Consider the following 17,876-nt stretch of genomic DNA (forward strand, 5'->3'; position numbering starts at 1 on the left):
GATTTTGCGAGGGATAAAAATAAAAAAATGATCTTTATTTCAGGATTGACTTTTTTTGAAAATATGATATAATTAAATTGTTAAAAACCCTAAGGGAAAAAACTTTGTATTAAAGTAAAAAAATATTGGCAAATTAAACTGGAGTTTTCCAGTTTTTTTTGTTATAATAATTTTAATGAGTTCCAATAACTCATACTTTAATACAAAGGAGGTTTAGAGCAGTGAACAGCGATGAACTTATTAGACTTCTAGTTATTATGTATATTGTTTACAGATTGACTAGATAGTCGAAAAATATCGAATTTCACCTCTGCCTCTACCCTTAGGGGAGTTAAATTATTTAAATTATTAAAATTAACAATTTTTTGTAATCCAGACAAATCCTTTTCCTATTCGCACATCCGAATCCCTAAAATGATTCCCCTCATTCCATTCCAAGACACATTTTTCCAAATCTTTAGAATTTCTCAAAATCTCAAAATATTCTCTTATATTATCCCCAATCTTCGATAAAACCTGATGTTTAGTCTTTTCCTCCAAATCTCCAAGACTCAAATAAACATTTTTTGCCAAAATTTCATTATTTTTCACAAACTTAATCCAATCCTTATACCAAACTGATGGCGAAACTCCAACAACTCCAGCAAAAATGTCTGTCTGATACCCACACCACAACGAAAACAATCCCGCAAGTGAATATCCTCCTAAAACATATTTCACATTATTTTCTTGAATATTCACAAGTTTTACCAAATTTGGAATCAATTTTTCCTTTATAAATTCTAATGTTTTACCAGCTCCATCGCCAAAATTCCCTTTTCCACGAAGAAGTGGCATTTCCCAAGGTGTCAGCTCACTATTCCAGTCTTCTATTTTGAAAGCTGCCAAGCTAAAACTTTTATCTGTATTTTCAGAAATATATTTCACTTCATTATCTAAAAGTTGCATATCATGCTCATCAACAGGCTGTATTAAAATATATTCTGTCTTTTTATTTTCATTTGTATATAAAATACATTCTTTTTCTTCTATTTTGAAATTTAATTTTTTCATATTTGCTCCTTTTTTAATATTTTTTGAATATTGAATTTATTTTAAATAAATTTTGATTAATATAATTAATTATAGCATATGTTTTTAAAAAATATAAAATATTTTAAATTCATTTTTGGTATCTGTTATAATATTTTCTTGTTTACTAAATTATATTATTTTTTATTTATTATATTTAAAAAAATTTGTATTTTCTATCATTCTAATATAAATATAATGGTAACCAAAGTAAAAAAAAAAAAAAACAGGATATAATAACTGAAGAAAGATATTTTAAATAATCTTTTTGAGGATAAAAAGTTAGATTTTTACATTATAGAAAGGTTAATTTATTTTGATTTTGGATTGATTGAACGAAAGTTTGATTTAACTTTTTTTAATAATATTGAAAGAAGATAATAAAAAATATTTTATGAGATATATTTTTTCAAATATTGATATAGCAGTTAAAAGAGCTGTTTTAATATTTATTTTAGTTTTAATAGCGATTTTTTGTCAACTTACTGACTTAGATTTCAATTAAAAAAAGTGGAACAAAAATAGAAACATTAGAATAAAAAAAGACTAAGGAGTAATAAAAATGAAAAAGATATTAATATTATTAGTATTATTGGGAACATTACAAGGATGCTCTTTTGTAGATTATGTGACACAGCCCCAGAGATTTTATGGATGGAAACCTGAAGGTGAGTTAAAAGATGAATGGGAAAAAGAAGGTTATCCTCATTGGCCTATGACTTGTTATACCGATAAATGGGGTGACAGATGGTGCAAATGGGGGTATGATTCAGATTAGTAAAATTAAGAGCCATTTTGCTCTCAATTCAAAGTGAAGATTTTGATAAGGATTGTTATAAAAATTTTAAAAAAGCTGTATCATAAAGTTAATTTATGAATCGGCTTTTTTATTTTGTCTTTTCAACTCAAAATATTTGATTATCTTGAAAATCGTGGTAAAATTAAAATAAAATATTATAAAATTTGATATAAATAAAAAATACGGAGGATAAAAAATGAGTATAAGTTTTTATGTGAAAAACAAGAAAAAATTTTTAGGTTATAAAGCCGTTTTAAATGTTGAAACTGCATTAAGTTTGCTGGATAAGGAGCTTTACAGCTACAATACTGGAAATGTTGATATTAATGATTTGCTGTTATCTCCAGTTTCTAATTATCAGTGTCTTTTAATAGGAGATGGCAAGGAAAGTTCAAGAGGATTTGAGCTATCTTATGACACAAAATATAATAATTATATTGTAAGAATTTTTACGCCGTCATCTAGGGAAGATTGGCTTTTGGCGTTGGAATATATAAAAGCATTGGCTAAAAAATTTGATTCAAAAATTATAAGTGAAACGGGAGAAGAATATACAGTTGACAATATTGATAAATTTGACTATGAAGGTGATATACTTTATGGAATAGAAGGAATTTCATCACGAGTTAAAGGTGAAGATTCGACTCTTTACAGTATTTTTGGAATAAATAGAATAGTTTCCTTTAATCAGGAAATGATTGATAGAATAGAAAATTCAGATAGCCCTATTGATACTTTTTCTAATATGGTAAAGGAAATACAATATTTAGATGCCTTCTCGGCAAATCAGCGATTTTTCAGAAATAAGGAAGACGGGAAAATAATAGGAACTTATACTCTTACACAAAATCTTAGAACGATACTTCCTTATAAACCTAGTGTTGAATTTGAAAATTCAGATATGGTTAAAAATGAAGATATTGCTTTCTGGAATATTGGACTGGTAACTATTGACGGAGATGAAAATGATCCAAACAGTTATCAAGTTATTGGTCAATTAGATTATAATGATTTTATAAAAAAATTACCAAAAGATAAGTATCGTTTTATTGACGCTTCATACATTCTTGTTGAGCCGTTAAGTAAAGAAGAAATTTTAGGATTTTTGGAAATATCTGTTAATTAGAATAAAATGACTTTAAAATACTAAAATTAGGAGGCATAAAATGGATAAAAATCGTAAAAGATGGGGTTATATCTTTGATGAAAAATTAGATATGTTGATTCCTAATATTCCAAGACAGAAAAAATTTGTAAAAATATTTTTGATTTTATCGTTACTATTTTTTATCATTGCTCTAATGCAATTATATTTTTTAGATAAAACTTCCCCAAAACAAATAATATTTTTGATTTATAGTGGAGGTTCAGTTTTTTTTCTTTTATTTTTGGCTATTATTATAAAAGTAAATATTTCTTTCATCGAAAGAAAATTGAAACAACTTGAAGAAATGACATTGCCATATGAATTTGAAATTCATCCACTAAAAGATAATTCATATATTTTTTTGTGTATTATATTATTTATTATGTTTATTACAATACTCTATTTTAAATTAAATGAATTGTTAAAAAATTTTACATCAAAAGATATTTTTTTCGTTATTTTTATGATTATAACGATTGCCGTCAATTTTAGCTTTTTTTTGGAAAATCTCAAAAAAAGAAAATATTCTTTAATTATAAGTGGAAGAATTATAAAATTATTATATGAAAACAATGAAATAGAATTTATAGAAATTGATAATATCCGTTATGCCAAATTTTATGCGGCTAATGCTGGAAAAGGCAGAAAAGAAAGAAATCCCACTTTTCAAATTTTTGATAAAGAAGAGAAAAAATTTGTTGAAATGTCTATCAAGCCAACTGATTATTGTTTGCTGAAAAAATATTTTACAAAATATAATGTGATGATTGCTGATTTATATGATTATTTCTAAGAGTCTATATGATTTTAGAAATAAAAATTTTTTTTAATTACAAAATTAAAAAATAAGGAGAAAAATATAATGTTTATTTTTATGTTGATATTGCAATTGGTAATACTTATTACTAGTATCACAACTATTATCTATTTAATAACAAGAAAAAATACAATGGAATGTTTTTACATAGAAAATGAAATTTTATGCCTAAACTCTATGCCTACAAAAAAGATTCCACTTTCTGATATTGATTACATAGAATTTTATTGCAGTCGTTTTCGTAACAGTTGCAGAGGATTGATAAAGATTCATACGATAAATTCAAAAGTAGTCAAACGATTTTTTCAAACAAGTAAATTTACATTTTTTGTTACTGAACAAATAGTTTTAGATGAAATTAATAAATTGACACCTATTTTGAAGGAATATTTGATACCGTACACTATTAATTATAAGTGAACTACTCCAGCTTTTAGAAGTGGGAGCTTCTTGGGAAGTATCTGCTTCTGTTAGCCAAACATATTTACCAAGCTCTTCGGGCAGTCCCTGCCCTGATGTACGAGTATTATACCATATAATAATTATTATTTCAAGTTATCTCCCTCTTGTAGAAGAGGGAAACTTCTTGCTAGATATTGTTAAATTTTGAATATTATTGTTATAGAATTTTAAGAAATTTAGTTCTATTTTATTTATTCAAAATTTATTCAAAATAACAAATTTTATACTAAAAAGGAAGTGTTTTAAATGGGAATATATGAAATAATTATAGGAACAATGTTTATACCATTTTTATTTATTTTATCAATATTTTTTTCTTTATCATTAAGAAAAAGAAACATTCAAAAAATTATATCCGCTGAAATTAGTGACGACTTAAAAGACTTAAAACCACGAGAATTTTTTTATAATTTATTAAAAATGGAAAGAACAGCAAAACCAGTTTACTATGCAGAAATTTTTTTGTTGACAATAGATACCATTTATATCTTATTCGGCGGGTATGCTGAATATCTAAAAGAGTTAAAATTTGCACAAGAGTTTCCTGATTTTCCAATAAATCCTATGTTATTTGTATTCATTAAATTTGGTATCCCAATTTTCTTATGGTTTACTATACTTTTTCTATTATTATTTGCATTATTTATGAAAAAGAAAGAAAATAAAAGATTAGCCGACATGCTAGATAACTTAGAAAAATACAGATTTTTAAATTATGCAAAAGAAGATTTTATCAACTCTGAGAAAATAGTTAAAACTGGAATGGTCGCACAAAGTGATTTAAAAATTGGAAGCAGATATTTATTTTCTGTCTATCCAGCATACATAATTCCTTATTCTTGGATTTCTGACATAACAATTGATAGAGTTTATAATCGTGGAGGAAGTTATTCATCTTTAACTTTTATTTTTACTAAATCTTTTAAATCTGAGAAATTATTTTTTGCTAAAAAGGAAGTTGCTGAAAAGGTTAGGGATTTTATTTTAAATGATAAAAATTTTCACTAAATTGTGCCAAAAACTTTTGAAATATCAAAAATTTAAGACACAATTTAATACAATTTATAAGTTAATATTTAAAAACCATGTTCTTCTAATATCAATATAGTATTATATTCTACTTCCGCTTCTCGTGAACCTCTATCCATTGCCATTTTATAATACTTTTTAGCATTGCTATAATCTTTTTCATCTCGATAAATTGCTCCCACATTCATCATCGCATCTACTTTACCTTTTTGAGCAAGCGGTATCAAATATTTTTTAGCTTGTGCGAATTTTCTTTGAATTTTATATAAAATTCCTAAATTATATTCAGGATCATCGTTATTTCCAAGTTCTATTGCCTTCAAAAAATACTTTTCTGCTTCATCGTATTTTTTTTGATAGTAGCAAGAAATTCCTAAATTATAGAAAACTTCGCTTTCTTGATATTTTTCTTTCAACAATCGCTTATAAAATTCATCAGCTTTCTGATAATTTCCTTCTTGCCTGTAAATAATTGCCAACTGAAATATTGCATCATTTTGATTTTTTGCAGCCAATTTTTCTAAATAAAATTTTTCTTTATCATAATTCTTTTGTCTATCATAAAACATTGCCAAATTAAACATCGCATCATCGTATCCCATATCAGCAGCCATTTTATAATACTTTTCGCCTTCTATTATTTTTCCTTGCTCCATATAAAGATAACCTAAATTATATATCGCATGAACATCTTTCTTTTTAGCCAATTCCAAATATATCTTTTCAGCTTTGACATATTCTTTCTGTTCCAAATATGATTTTGCCAATTTAAATTTCTCATTAGAATTTGGAGTTGAAAAAACATTAAAAGAGAGCATAAAGATTGAAAAAATTAATACTATTTTACTTTTCATTACTTCACTCCTTTTTTATCAGTATAATTAAATTGTGCCCAAAACTTTTAAAATACAAAAATTTAAGACACAATTTAATACAATTTATAAATTAATAATTAAATTTTTATTCAAGTTTCAATTCACACTCTCGTAAAGAGAGTGACTTTGTTTTTTTTCTTTTGATTACTTTTCCATTATTATTTCAATTCACACTCTCGTAAAGAGAGTGACTCTTGCCCTTCATCACATTGTAGCTTTCCCTTATATTTCAATTCACACTCTCGTAAAGAGAGTGACAAGATAAATGTTAATTTATAAAAAAGGATTGATGATTTCAATTCACACTCTCGTAAAGAGAGTGACAGACTGGGAGTATTACGAAGAATTTGTCTACAGTATTTCAATTCACACTCTCGTAAAGAGAGTGACTGCGTAATATACACATAATACACAAGCGACTAATGATTTCAATTCACACTCTCGTAAAGAGAGTGACGAACTTATTTTTAGATTATCAAAAAGACTTTATAATTTCAATTCACACTCTCGTAAAGAGAGTGACAATCATTTTTTGCTTTTTTATGCATAAATTTTTTATTTCAATTCACACTCTCGTAAAGAGAGTGACATTTTATGTTATTACACATTTTCAGTTACTATTTATTTCAATTCACACTCTCGTAAAGAGAGTGACTTATGTGTCTGTTGGTACAATAACATATAACGAGATTTCAATTCACACTCTCGTAAAGAGAGTGACCATTTATTATAAAATTGGCTGCGTTGACAATGACCATTTCAATTCACACTCTCGTAAAGAGAGTGACTCCCCCCTCGCATTTTCGTCATTCGGATCACTCAAATTTCAATTCACACTCTCGTAAAGAGAGTGACACCGTTTTGAATTTATCGAAAGCAGCAACAAAAAATTTCAATTCACACTCTCGTAAAGAGAGTGACTCTTGGCTAAAGAATAACACATTTTCCAATCATAATTTCAATTCACACTCTCGTAAAGAGAGTGACTTCCATACCAATGGAGTGTATGCTTGAAAATTATTATTTCAATTCACACTCTCGTAAAGAGAGTGACAATACGATTATAACAGATATTAGGAGTTCAAACAATTTCAATTCACACTCTCGTAAAGAGAGTGACAGTAATTGTTATTGTCTCTTTACAAATGTCGATAATTTCAATTCACACTCTCGTAAAGAGAGTGACCACAACAATGGATTCCGATGGACTTCCAAGCATTATTTCAATTCACACTCTCGTAAAGAGAGTGACCCGAAAATATCATAAAAGGCGATTATCTTAAACAATTTCAATTCACACTCTCGTAAAGAGAGTGACGTTGTGAATTAGACGAAAATGGTATGTTTGACTTAATTTCAATTCACACTCTCGTAAAGAGAGTGACTATGTGGAGGTAAAAAAAAATGAGATATGTGAGTATTTCAATTCACACTCTCGTAAAGAGAGTGACACTTTAAAAAAAATGTTGCTATGATAATAATAACAATTTCAATTCACACTCTCGTAAAGAGAGTGACTGCACTATAGTGCGATTTTTAGATATTTTACTACAACAAATATATAATTGAATTATAAAATAATTATTTTAAAAATATAAAAAATATATTTTTTTCTTTTTTATAGTAATTTTAAGTGCGAACATTTGACCTTTTTTTGTGTAATAATGATTCGCAATCAAAATATTAATACTTCTTTGTCTGGATTGTATGAATTATTTTTACCTATTGTTTCTACTCTAATTTCCCAATTTTTACCTAATTTATAAAATCTTAAACTATCTTTTTCATGATTTATAATTTTTGAAAGCTTATGTTTTATTTCTACGAACTTAGCTGGATCAACACTACACTCAAAAACTGAATTTTGAACTCTTTGACCATAATCAACACAAACTTTTGTAACCTGTCTTAATCTTCTTACTCCATCTAACTCTGTAGTATTTACATCATAAGTAACTAATATCATCATTTTTTTCTCCTTGTATTATAACAGAAATGGAGGATATTCATTAATATCTCCTCTAATATATCTAGCCAATAGTTGTGCCTGTACATAAGGCAATAAACCTATACTTATTTTTTCTTCAATGTACGGATGTATTATTTCTTCTTGTTTCTTCTTTTGCCAGGCTTCAATTACAATATTTCTCCCTTTCTCATTCAATAAAACACTCTCATTTTCTTTTTCCTCAAATCCTCTTGAATCAATTTGTTTTCTATTGATTAATGTAATTGCAAGTCTATCAACCATATATGCTCTCAGTTCTTCCATCATATCCAGTGCCATTCCAGCTCGTCCAGGTCTATCTGTATGAAAAAAACCAACATAACTATCTAATCCTACACTTTCTAATGCAGATTGAACTTCATATGTCAGTAAGCTATACAAAAAAGATAATAACGCATTTACTCTATCTTTAGGAGGTCTTTTATTTCTTTCATTAAAAATAAAATGTTCTTTTTGTGAAAGTATCATTTCACTAAAATTTGAAAAATAATTTCTTGCCGATTCACCTTCAATTCCTCTTAAGGAATCTTTATTATTGACTGTTTGAATTTTTTTTATTTGCTCCATTAAATTATCTATTGTTTTTTTGCACTTTTTCACTATTTATTTTTTCTTTATGATCTCTTATTAATCTCATTAATATTTTTCTAGAATTATTTAACTTTCCAATAATAAAATTTTTAGAAACTTTGAGTGATTTTTCTTCATCATCCGCAATTCTATATTGTTCACGCCTTAAATAAACATTTCCATTCGTTTTTCCTATAAATCTTCCACAAAATTTACCATAAGGTGTTAAAATAGCAATTGATATATGATTTTCATTACATAATCTTATAACGCCTGGACTTATTCCATTGTAATTAAAACAAATTACTCCTTCTAAAATATGTATTGGAAATCTTTTTACTTCTTTATCATCTATTGTTATTACTATATTTTCTCTATCTTTTGATAAATAACACAATTCATTTGTAATGTATAGTGTATTCAATAATTTTCTCATTCTAAATCACCATATATCTTTGAGTTCATATAATTTAAAACATTCTTTTTTTTCTTTGTAATTTTTGGTATACAAATATCATATAAGGAACATTTTGTACAATTTTTGTAATTCTCTGCATTAGCACTTTTCTTTAATTTATAATATTCATGCATCTCTAAAGATAACTTTTCTACTAAGTTTCTTAATTCTTGAGTTATTTCAATTTTTTTTCTTTTTTTAGTCATATCATAAAAAAGAAAAGCCTCTTTTATTTCTACATTTAATGTTTCTTCTAAACATATAACTTCTGCAACTAATTGAACTATATCTCTTAAATCCTTTTTTTCTTTTCCTCTCTTGTATTCTACTATTTTAGGAATCCAATATCCATTTTTCCCAAATATTTTTATTCCTTCATTTTTATTGCTTTTCCTAAATTCAACAACATCAAGTATTCCATTTAGTCCAAGTTTCTTAGATGAAATTGGAATACTTCTCGAAAAAAATACATCTTGTCTACTTTCCTTTAAAAAGGGATTGTCTGCATTTTCATGCAAATATTCACCCTCTTTTGTTGCTTCATTATCATCCCACTGTTGTTCAATATGAATTAAACACCATTGCCTTTTACAAAAATAAAAATGTTGTATTCCAGATAACATTAGATACTCGTCTTCTCTAAATTCCTTCAATTCTCTCTACCATACAACTGTCTTCATTTTTTTCACTGTCATCTCCTTCTATTTTTTTATATACAATGTTATATTCTTTCATTTTTTCTTCATCCAATCTAATGTTATAATCCGAATATTTAGTAAACATTCCCATATTTTCTTCTTTATTGTATTTCAATAATTCATATATTTTTGCTGCAGAAACTTTTCCTAATTTTGAATTATGCTCAAACCAAAATAATTCTTTAACACTCATACTTCCTTCAGGTCTTGCTGAAGAAGCATCATTAACAAATAATGTTTTTAAAGCTTCCTTTAAATCTTTTACATCTTCTTCTGTAAATCCTGTTTTTTCAGCAAAGAAACAATTTACACTACCTTTTACTATATACACTCCATATTCTACAAAATGTTTGTTTCCCATAGTATCAGAAGATTTTCCGTCTTTTTCCATACCATTAGTACTTCTTGTTATTTGCATTGTTTGGATAGTTACTGGTGATAGACTTTTTGCTAGTGAAATAGATATAGGTCCTCTTACTCCTATTGATTTTTTTTGAAAAGTAATTACTTGTCCAAATCCTCTTACATCTAGCCATTTTTCACAAGATTCTCTATAAATTTCTTCATCTTTTTTTTCTTTTGAAAGTTTTCCAAATTTATTTTCAAACCTTTTTTCCAATGACCTCATTCCATCATCAATTCTGTCATTTGATTTAACAAATATTTCTTTTCCCATATCTTGCCATCTATTTCTTATTTTTCTTTTTATTGCCACATCAGATATTTCTCCATATCCATCATAGTCTGCTCTCGGCATATTTCCATTTAAAGGATCCCCATTTGGATTAGCATTTCTAACTTCTATTGTCAACATAAAATCTATTTTTTTATTCAAAACTTTTTTATTTTCTTCCATTTTTTATTTCCTCCAAATTCTATTTCATACTAAATATTTAATAAAAATTTTTTTCTACTTTCAGTATATCACAATTTTATAAATATTTTCACTAAGTACTAGTATTTTTTATTTAAAGCAATCATCAAATTTTATTTTTTTATTAATCTTCATCCTTTTTAGATTTAAAAATTTCATTCAATTGATAATAATACCCAAAAATGAAATTTTCTCTTAATTTTTTATTTTTATTATTTTCAAAATTATCTGTTTTCATCAAATTTTCCATTATTTCTTGAGTTTTCTTTTCAAATGTAATGTACAATCCTCTTTTAGAATTTTCAAGTTTTCTTTTATATGGTTGTAATTTATCAAATAAAATGTTCATAGTCTTTCCAGGATTATTTACATAAGCAGACCATAACCTTTGTGCATTAGTTGTTCTTTTTTCATCATCAAAAGTTGCTGCTTCCATTTTTTCAAATATCGCAAGTAATCGTCCATACAAAAAATCTCTATCATTATTATCAAACATCTTTTCATTTACCTCCTTATTTTTATAATCTATATTATATTTTTTAAATATAGAACATGCCATATCAACAATCAAATTCCATTTTTTATCATATTTTTGTCGGTTTGATACATTAAAATACATTTTTTTTACTATATTTAAAGGTATTTTTTTACCATCAATCATAGTAGTAATTAATGATTCCATTAGATCTCTTTTGTATCCTTTTTGATCAAATTCTATTTTTCCATCTTTTTTTTCAATTCCATAAGTATAGTCAATAATCTTATATATTCCAGGATACTTTTTCCATTTTTTCTTTTCTTTATAATTATATTTTATCCAACCAATTGTATCATACCATCTTGATACTCTTTCATAAAATTCAGATTTTGGAAGTTCTCTAAAATATTTTATTGATACTCTTCCTTTATTAAAGTTATTTACAATCATTATATAGTACCGACTTTTACTATTTATTTTTTCATGATTTCCCGACAAGTATTTTATGATATTTTCATTATACATATCTGCCATATCTACCTTTTCTTCAAAAATTTCTTGATCAAATATATCCAAGTAATCACTTGCATCTCTTGTTACAGAAATATTTTCAAAATTATTAATGTCATCTGAAAACCAATTTACTAAATATGAGTTTTCACCTAAAGAAATAGAACTTTTTTTGTTTTCCAATAAATATTTAATCATATTATGAATTTTTTGTGATGTTTCATATCCTATTGATATTATTTCCTCTCCTTTTTTTAATCTTCCAAAATATGTTTCACTATGATTACTCACTGAGATTAATTTAGAATTACCAAATAGTCCCCTATGTTTTGAAGAACAATATATTTTCTTTCCAGAAATATTACATAATTTTTTAGTATATTTTTCATTTGCATTATTTGTATACTTAATATAATCTTTATGAAGTTGTTTATAATTTGTAATAGAATAATCTTTTAAATCATCAAATAGATTTTGAATCTTAAAAGTAATAAATATTTTATTTACATTTTTGATTTTCTCTTTTTCATTATTATCCAAATATTTTACTTCTATTATTAAATCCATCTTTCCTTTACTTTTTCTTTCTTCTATTATCGAAAATGAACAAAATCTATCTTTATAGCATTTTTTAAAAATTTCTTCTAGAAAATTTTTTTGATTTAGAAAATTTTTTATGATTTTTAAAAAAGAATAACTTTTTTGATTATTTTCTTTCGAAAAATTTATCCATTCATCTAAATTTTTTATATATTCTTCATTTTTATTTTTTTCTACAAAATAAGAAACTTCTTCTGCTAATGGATGTGGAGCAATTCCCGAAGATCTGCTTATAGAATCTTCTGTTACAGGAAATATAATTTTCTTATTTTTTTCCAAATAATCTGCAAAAATTATTTCAGCATTTTTATCCAATGTAACTTCGATTATATCTTCATCTCTTGACTCTTTATTACTGTGATAGATTGGAAGTAAAACTGTTTCAAAATCAATTTTTTCACTTCTATCAACAAAACCATTTTCTTCGCAATATTCGTAGGACTTATACAATGCTGTCAGAACGCTCATCTATTTCACCTTCTTTTTTATAATCCAAAATTTCTTTATCAATGTCTTTCATATTTTTATCATATTCAAATTTGCTTATTGTATAATTTCCAAGTTCACTTTTTATTTGACACTCTTCGGGTCTTATAAATTTAATTTCACCATTTTCCATTTGTATTTGTGCAAATGTCGATTGTAACTTTTCTATTTTTTCTTCTGTTTCATTTGGATAAATAAAAGAATGAAACATTATTCCAAAATTTAAATTTTCTCCTTCGTAATAACTTTTTGTTTTTTCATATTCTTCTTTTGTAATTCTTTCGACTTCTGCAACACATTCTCTACTTCCTAAAAATACATCTCTTCTCCCACCTTTTTCCAATGATCTTAAAAGTATTTGCTGATGTTTTATTTCCTGTCTATCTTGTTTCAAATTTTCATATTTTAAATTCCATTCAAAATATACTTTCACTAAATATTCAACATTTTTAAGATAAGTATAATAACTTAAATCATTTGAGCCATCTTTAAATATTGTTCTAATTCCTTTTGTTTCAGTAGTTATTTTATTAATAATTTTAACACTGGAAATATAATATATTAAAGTAGGTTTCCAATAAATAGCTTCTGTAATACCTTTTAAAGCTTGATATGTAGGAACTTGATAAGTAAACTTCTCCCCTCCACCTTTTGTTACAGGATCAGTAAATAAAGCATATTCTCCTTTAACTTTGTAGTAAAATGGTTTTGACTGAAATTTTCTTTCCATCTTTTCTCCTTTTTTTTAATATTTATAAAATACTAGTTTCTTAATTCTAAATTATTAATGTACTCAATTCTTCTTTTTCAATTCCTGTTTCCCCATAATATTCATCTAAAAGTATATGAATTCCATATTCTTTATATTGTTCTAAATATTCCTTCATATTTTCTATATTATAAGCATTTACAGTATATCTCTGTAATTTTTTTAATATTTTTTTTATATCAGCAATTTCATATTGTTTTATTGCTTCTCTCAATTTTTTTATCAATTCATCACTATATTTATCATAATTTACTATAATAGAATCCGTTTCATTATCTATCAAATTAAATTTTAATGCAGCCGTTTTAAATGATTGTGCAATTTGATAATTATTATATGATCTTCCATATCTTTTTTTATATTCACTACGAGAAACAGTATTTTTGGAAAGAATTGAAAGTAAATCATCACTACCAATTTTATATCTTAATTCTTCTAAATTATTTATATAATATCCACTATAATAATTATCTCTCAACTTTTCTATATTGTCAATTTCTTCTTCTAAAATTTTTGAAGTAGCTTCTATCGAATTTTTTATTTCTTTCAAATATTTAAAATTTTCTTCTGAATAGTTTACTATATAAAATTTTCCTTTGTCTAATTTTCCTTCTCGGTTACATCTTCCTATAGATTGAATTATAGAGTCTATCCCTTTAATACTTCTTATAACGACATTAAAATCCACATCTACTCCAGCCTCTATCAATTGAGTACTTACACATATTATTTTTTATTTTCAGATAATTTTTGTTTTATTTCTTTAATCTTTTCAAGCCTGTGAGTAGCACACATATTTGTACTTAAGTAATGTAAATTCCCCTCGTAATTTTCTAATTTTTCTTTCAAATTATCATAAATTTTTTTAACTGCTTTTTTTGTATTTAAAATAACTAAGATGCTCTCATTTTCTTCATATTTTTCAATTATAAAATTCGAAATTTGCTCAGTTTCCAAAGTTTTTATGCCATTTTTACCTGCTAAATTATATACTTTTACTCTTTCAAAAACATTTCTTTCTTTTTTATTCATTTTAACTATATCTGTGTTTTTTCCATTTTTATTTCCATAAATAACTCTATGTTCTAAAATATCTTTATCAAAACTTGGTTGAGTTGCAGTACAATGAATAATCGTACAATTCATAAAATATTTTAAAAAATTTGTCATTAAATTCGAAATATAAATTGCTTTTTTTGGCAAACTTTGTACTTCATCAACTATTATTACTGAATTTATAAGTTTTGAGAATCTTCTTATATTTGAAGATTTATCTTTAAATAAAGTATTATAAAATTGAACCATTGTAGTAAGAATCACAGGACTATCCCAACTATTTAAAAGATACTGTCTTTTTAGAAGCTCTTTATATTTTTCATAATTTTCTGTTTCTTTTGAATCATTACCTTCTTGTGTTATGTTTGAATGGTGTTCCAATACATAATCATCGTTTTTCACAAGTCTTTTTATTTCTTCAGCATTCTGTTCTAAAACTGATAAAAATGCTGTAATATAAATAATCCTGTCTTTTTTTTGAAACTTTGCTTGTTCTATAGCATATCTAAAAGAGGTCAGCGTTTTCCCAGATCCTGTTGGTAATTCCAGTTTATAAACTCCAGATGTATCTATTTTCCCTCTTTTTCTTGCATTTTCTGACAAACTTTTTCTCAATTCATTTATTTTTGTTTTTTTAGAATTTTTTTCAAAACTTTCATATTTTTCATTTATATTATTTCCTATTTTATCCCACAATTCTAAAATTTCTTTTTCACTAAATTTTTCAATATTTTCTTCTTGAAAAAAATTTTCAGTGTCATTTATATCCGCTTCTTTTAAAATTGACAAGATTAATCTTACAATACAAGAATAATAAAAGAATCTTTTCTCCTCTTCTATTTCTTTGATATTTTTTTCACTTAATTTTTGATCCAATTTTTCTTCTTTTATTATATCATTAATCTTTTTAAATATTATTTCAAATTCCTCAAAAGCTTCTGATATGTATTTATTAAAATCAACATTCTCATCAACCTCAAGATCTTTTATATATTTTTTTACATCTTCTTCATAATAATATTTTCTTTTGTCATCTTTTTCTTTATCATAATTTCGTCTTTTTATTGTTCTACTTTCACCTTCACTAGAAATTACATCGTACAAACCATGATGTGAAAATATGACATATTCCATAATTTCTAAAAATAAAAGCCAATCTTTTTTTAATTTTAAATTTTTTTCAACAAAATATCTAACTTTTTCAAACAAAAATCTTGCACCTGCTGATGAATGGTTTATTTTTTCATTTGTTCCATTATAAATATAATTCTGAAAATTTCTATCTGATTTTCCTAAATCATGAAGTAAAGAAACTAAAATTGTAATTTTTTCTATTCCTATTTTTTTGCCTATTTTTCTTACTTTTCCTGCAACTTGAAATAAATGTTCTTTTAATGTTTGAATATTTTCATTATTTTTATGAGCTATTATTTTTTTTATCATATTTTTTACTCCCTGAACCTCCCACGACTAAAGTCACAGGGTTCTAAAATCTTTAAAAGTATTTAAAAATCTTCTAAGAAGTTTGATAGCACAACAACTATCCTTATTCTTTTAGGCATGTTCAGCTCATCCCTATTGTATAGGACAACATTTAAGTCCACAACTTTACTTTTCTTTAGAATATTTAATACTCCATTACAGTCTTCAATCAAAGATGTTATATCATATATTCTATATTTTATCTACTAAAATTTTTCCATATGCTTACTAAATTTTCGTGCAATTCATCTCACAACTAAAGTTGCGAGTGTTCTAACTATTGCCAAATTAAACATCGCATCATCATACCCCCTCATTTTTTCTAATTCTGATTACTTATATTTAATACTTTTTAAAATTTTATTTTTTTACTTAAATACTTTTACACAACTTTTTATAATCATTATTTATCCAATTTCTATAATTTATCCAAATTGCATCATAAAGCGGTTCGCCTATCAGTTTTTGAACATATAATTTTCCTTCTGGAAAATATTTTTTATTATGGACTTGAATCGTAGTAACAACCTGATAAATATCATCGTGTGGAATAGTTTTATAGTCTTTCGTTGACAGCAAAGGAAGTAAATAGCACTCATTATCAAAATCATACACCCAATCATCCATTAATCTGACATTATAACCACAATGTATCATTTTATCAAACAAAACTTCAGCCATCGTAAAGGCAAAATCTCCTTCGTGTCCTCTATCCATTTCCTTCAAATTACCAAAATTTTCTTCCATTTTTTTCCAAGAAGGTTTTTCAACATATTTTAGCTTAATTTTAGGCAAAAATTCAAATTCTGGTATTTTTAACCACTCACTTTTCTCGAATTTATTGTCAAGTACGAAAAATGTTTGACTTTTACTATATTCATAATCCTTCCAGTTCTTTAGAATTTCTCTGTAATAAAGTTCAGTATTTCCTTCTGGGTTTAATTCATTACCGTATAAACGATTACCATCTATACGGCAATCTACATAAAAATCCCCTTTATCAAATTCTTCAAGATAGCTTCCATAATTATTGTATGGATATTTTAAAAGAGAAATATCAATCTTAGAATCTTTTAATGAAATTTTTTCTTTAATAAGTGAAAATATATTTGACAAAAAATTTTCTTCACTTTCTTTTCCTTGATATTTTTCTTCATCATAGTTATATATTATTTTTATATTTCCAGAAACAATGATTTTTTTCTTTCCATTAATTTCTATTCTTCTCAAATCTGTTTTATCAGGATTTATTAACTTTAAATAGTTCAGTCTGTCATAATTGAACCAGTTTTCAAAAGCCTGTATCAAGGAATCTTTATAATTAAGGTTCATTTGAGATCCATTCCAATTTTTCATTCCTTCAGGAAAATATTTTTCGTGAAAAAGATGAATATTAATGCTCACTGACATTTTTTTATCAGTAGTTCCACCCCCGACAAATAAAGGTAATAAGTAATATCCAGTTTCAATCTCATGAATATACTGATATTCTCCTATTTCCTTCAATTCTACTTTTATTCCTTTTTCTATCAAAAATTCAGAAAATACTTCTGCAATCTTCATTTTTTCTGGACTTTCATAATAATAATCCAAAAGCTGCTGTGTATCGTATTCTAATACACTAGGCAATTTGTTTTCAAACTCGCTTAAATTCTTATTCACAAAAAATTCCTCCTAGTTTTTGTCAA

18 protein-coding genes and 1 CRISPR repeat array are annotated in these 17,876 nt (G+C 25.6%); of the genes, 5 read left to right on the forward strand and 13 right to left on the reverse strand.

Annotated features, from left to right (window positions below; genetic code table 11):
- Positions 1–354: 354 nt before the first annotated feature.
- Positions 355–1,053: an esterase gene (locus J5A73_RS07405; protein ID WP_211614481.1), complete on the reverse strand. Its 699-nt coding sequence runs from the start codon at positions 1,051–1,053 to the stop codon at positions 355–357.
- A gap of 580 nt (positions 1,054–1,633) precedes the next feature.
- Between J5A73_RS07405 and J5A73_RS07410 the strand changes: the two genes are divergently transcribed.
- The 5 genes from J5A73_RS07410 (at position 1,634) to J5A73_RS07430 (ending at position 5,304) form a co-directional block, all read left to right on the forward strand.
- Positions 1,634–1,849: a hypothetical protein gene (locus J5A73_RS07410; RefSeq protein ID WP_211614483.1), complete on the forward strand. Its 216-nt coding sequence runs from the start codon at positions 1,634–1,636 to the stop codon at positions 1,847–1,849.
- Between the two features lie 217 nt (positions 1,850–2,066).
- Positions 2,067–2,996: a DUF4299 family protein gene (locus J5A73_RS07415; RefSeq protein ID WP_211614485.1), complete on the forward strand. Its 930-nt coding sequence runs from the start codon at positions 2,067–2,069 to the stop codon at positions 2,994–2,996.
- Positions 2,997–3,036: 40 nt separating this feature from the next.
- Positions 3,037–3,810: a hypothetical protein gene (locus J5A73_RS07420; RefSeq protein ID WP_211614487.1), complete on the forward strand. Its 774-nt coding sequence runs from the start codon at positions 3,037–3,039 to the stop codon at positions 3,808–3,810.
- Between the two features lie 69 nt (positions 3,811–3,879).
- Complete coding sequence (locus tag J5A73_RS07425) at positions 3,880–4,254, forward strand: hypothetical protein (protein WP_211614489.1); 375 nt, start codon at positions 3,880–3,882, stop codon at positions 4,252–4,254.
- Positions 4,255–4,542: 288 nt separating this feature from the next.
- Positions 4,543–5,304 (forward strand): hypothetical protein, encoded by a 762-nt coding sequence (locus J5A73_RS07430; protein ID WP_211614491.1) that lies wholly within the window; start codon positions 4,543–4,545, stop codon positions 5,302–5,304.
- 68 nt (positions 5,305–5,372) lie between these two features.
- Here the strand turns inward: J5A73_RS07430 and J5A73_RS07435 are convergent, their stop codons facing one another.
- The 12 genes from J5A73_RS07435 to J5A73_RS07490 all read right to left on the reverse strand — a co-directional run bounded on the left by J5A73_RS07435 (position 5,373) and on the right by J5A73_RS07490 (position 17,850).
- Complete coding sequence (locus tag J5A73_RS07435) at positions 5,373–6,179, reverse strand: lipopolysaccharide assembly protein LapB (protein ID WP_211614493.1); 807 nt, start codon at positions 6,177–6,179, stop codon at positions 5,373–5,375.
- Between the two features lie 114 nt (positions 6,180–6,293).
- Positions 6,294–7,718: direct repeats of the CRISPR family, unit length 31 nt; unit sequence TTTCAATTCACACTCTCGTAAAGAGAGTGAC.
- A gap of 157 nt (positions 7,719–7,875) precedes the next feature.
- Positions 7,876–8,169 carry a CRISPR-associated endonuclease Cas2 gene (cas2, locus tag J5A73_RS07440; protein WP_211614495.1) on the reverse strand — a complete coding sequence of 98 codons (294 nt, stop codon included), beginning with the start codon at positions 8,167–8,169 and terminating at the stop codon, positions 7,876–7,878.
- A 15-nt stretch (positions 8,170–8,184) separates the two neighbouring features.
- Positions 8,185–8,775 carry a CRISPR-associated endonuclease Cas1 gene (gene cas1 / locus J5A73_RS10690; RefSeq protein ID WP_211614497.1) on the reverse strand — a complete coding sequence of 197 codons (591 nt, stop codon included), beginning with the start codon at positions 8,773–8,775 and terminating at the stop codon, positions 8,185–8,187.
- Positions 8,776–8,779: 4 nt separating this feature from the next.
- Complete coding sequence (gene cas1, locus J5A73_RS10695; protein WP_211614499.1) at positions 8,780–9,214, reverse strand: CRISPR-associated endonuclease Cas1; 435 nt, start codon at positions 9,212–9,214, stop codon at positions 8,780–8,782.
- Entirely contained in the window at positions 9,211–9,888 is a 678-nt protein-coding gene (gene cas4, locus J5A73_RS07455) for a CRISPR-associated protein Cas4 (protein ID WP_211614506.1), read from the reverse strand. The genes cas1 (J5A73_RS10695) and cas4 overlap by 4 nt, the downstream gene beginning before the upstream one ends.
- Positions 9,875–10,789 carry a type I-C CRISPR-associated protein Cas7/Csd2 gene (cas7c, locus tag J5A73_RS07460; RefSeq protein WP_211614508.1) on the reverse strand — a complete coding sequence of 305 codons (915 nt, stop codon included), beginning with the start codon at positions 10,787–10,789 and terminating at the stop codon, positions 9,875–9,877. The genes cas4 and cas7c overlap by 14 nt, the downstream gene beginning before the upstream one ends.
- Before the next feature lie 142 nt (positions 10,790–10,931).
- On the reverse strand, positions 10,932–12,863 hold the full coding sequence (cas8c, locus tag J5A73_RS07465) for a type I-C CRISPR-associated protein Cas8c/Csd1 (RefSeq protein WP_211614510.1): 1,932 nt from the start codon (positions 12,861–12,863) through the stop codon (positions 10,932–10,934).
- Positions 12,838–13,611, reverse strand: a complete 774-nt coding sequence (gene cas5c, locus J5A73_RS07470) for a type I-C CRISPR-associated protein Cas5c (RefSeq protein ID WP_211614512.1) — start codon at positions 13,609–13,611, stop codon at positions 12,838–12,840. The genes cas8c and cas5c overlap by 26 nt, the downstream gene beginning before the upstream one ends.
- A 46-nt stretch (positions 13,612–13,657) precedes the next feature.
- Entirely contained in the window at positions 13,658–14,359 is a 702-nt protein-coding gene (locus tag J5A73_RS07475; RefSeq protein WP_211614514.1) for a hypothetical protein, read from the reverse strand.
- Positions 14,360–14,376: 17 nt separating this feature from the next.
- Entirely contained in the window at positions 14,377–16,149 is a 1,773-nt protein-coding gene (locus tag J5A73_RS07480) for a CRISPR-associated endonuclease Cas3'' (RefSeq protein WP_211614516.1), read from the reverse strand.
- Positions 16,150–16,211: 62 nt separating this feature from the next.
- On the reverse strand, positions 16,212–16,361 hold the full coding sequence (locus J5A73_RS07485) for a hypothetical protein (protein WP_211614518.1): 150 nt from the start codon (positions 16,359–16,361) through the stop codon (positions 16,212–16,214).
- Positions 16,362–16,560: 199 nt separating this feature from the next.
- Positions 16,561–17,850, reverse strand: a complete 1,290-nt coding sequence (locus J5A73_RS07490) for a hypothetical protein (protein ID WP_211614520.1) — start codon at positions 17,848–17,850, stop codon at positions 16,561–16,563.
- Between the last annotated feature and the right edge of the window lie 26 nt (positions 17,851–17,876).

Origin of the sequence: Leptotrichia sp. oral taxon 218 (genome assembly GCF_018128225.1) — a bacterium.
Lineage (GTDB): Bacteria > Fusobacteriota > Fusobacteriia > Fusobacteriales > Leptotrichiaceae > Leptotrichia.

Bases quoted from the DNA above. Each gene is read 5' to 3' on its own strand.
- J5A73_RS07480 (WP_211614516.1), bottom strand. From the start codon at position 16,149: ATGATAAAAAAAATAATAGCTCATAAAAATAATGAAAATATTCAAACA.
- J5A73_RS07405 (WP_211614481.1), bottom strand. From the start codon at position 1,053: ATGAAAAAATTAAATTTCAAAATAGAAGAAAAAGAATGTATTTTATAT.
- J5A73_RS07425 (WP_211614489.1), top strand. From the start codon at position 3,880: ATGTTTATTTTTATGTTGATATTGCAATTGGTAATACTTATTACTAGT.
- J5A73_RS07410 (WP_211614483.1), top strand. From the start codon at position 1,634: ATGAAAAAGATATTAATATTATTAGTATTATTGGGAACATTACAAGGA.
- J5A73_RS07415 (WP_211614485.1), top strand. From the start codon at position 2,067: ATGAGTATAAGTTTTTATGTGAAAAACAAGAAAAAATTTTTAGGTTAT.
- cas2 (WP_211614495.1), bottom strand. From the start codon at position 8,169: ATGATGATATTAGTTACTTATGATGTAAATACTACAGAGTTAGATGGA.
- J5A73_RS07435 (WP_211614493.1), bottom strand. From the start codon at position 6,179: ATGAAAAGTAAAATAGTATTAATTTTTTCAATCTTTATGCTCTCTTTT.
- cas7c (WP_211614508.1), bottom strand. From the start codon at position 10,789: ATGGAAGAAAATAAAAAAGTTTTGAATAAAAAAATAGATTTTATGTTG.
- cas1 (WP_211614497.1), bottom strand. From the start codon at position 8,775: ATGGAGCAAATAAAAAAAATTCAAACAGTCAATAATAAAGATTCCTTA.
- J5A73_RS07430 (WP_211614491.1), top strand. From the start codon at position 4,543: ATGGGAATATATGAAATAATTATAGGAACAATGTTTATACCATTTTTA.
- cas1 (WP_211614499.1), bottom strand. From the start codon at position 9,214: ATGAGAAAATTATTGAATACACTATACATTACAAATGAATTGTGTTAT.
- cas5c (WP_211614512.1), bottom strand. From the start codon at position 13,611: ATGGAAAGAAAATTTCAGTCAAAACCATTTTACTACAAAGTTAAAGGA.
- cas8c (WP_211614510.1), bottom strand. From the start codon at position 12,863: ATGAGCGTTCTGACAGCATTGTATAAGTCCTACGAATATTGCGAAGAA.
- J5A73_RS07420 (WP_211614487.1), top strand. From the start codon at position 3,037: ATGGATAAAAATCGTAAAAGATGGGGTTATATCTTTGATGAAAAATTA.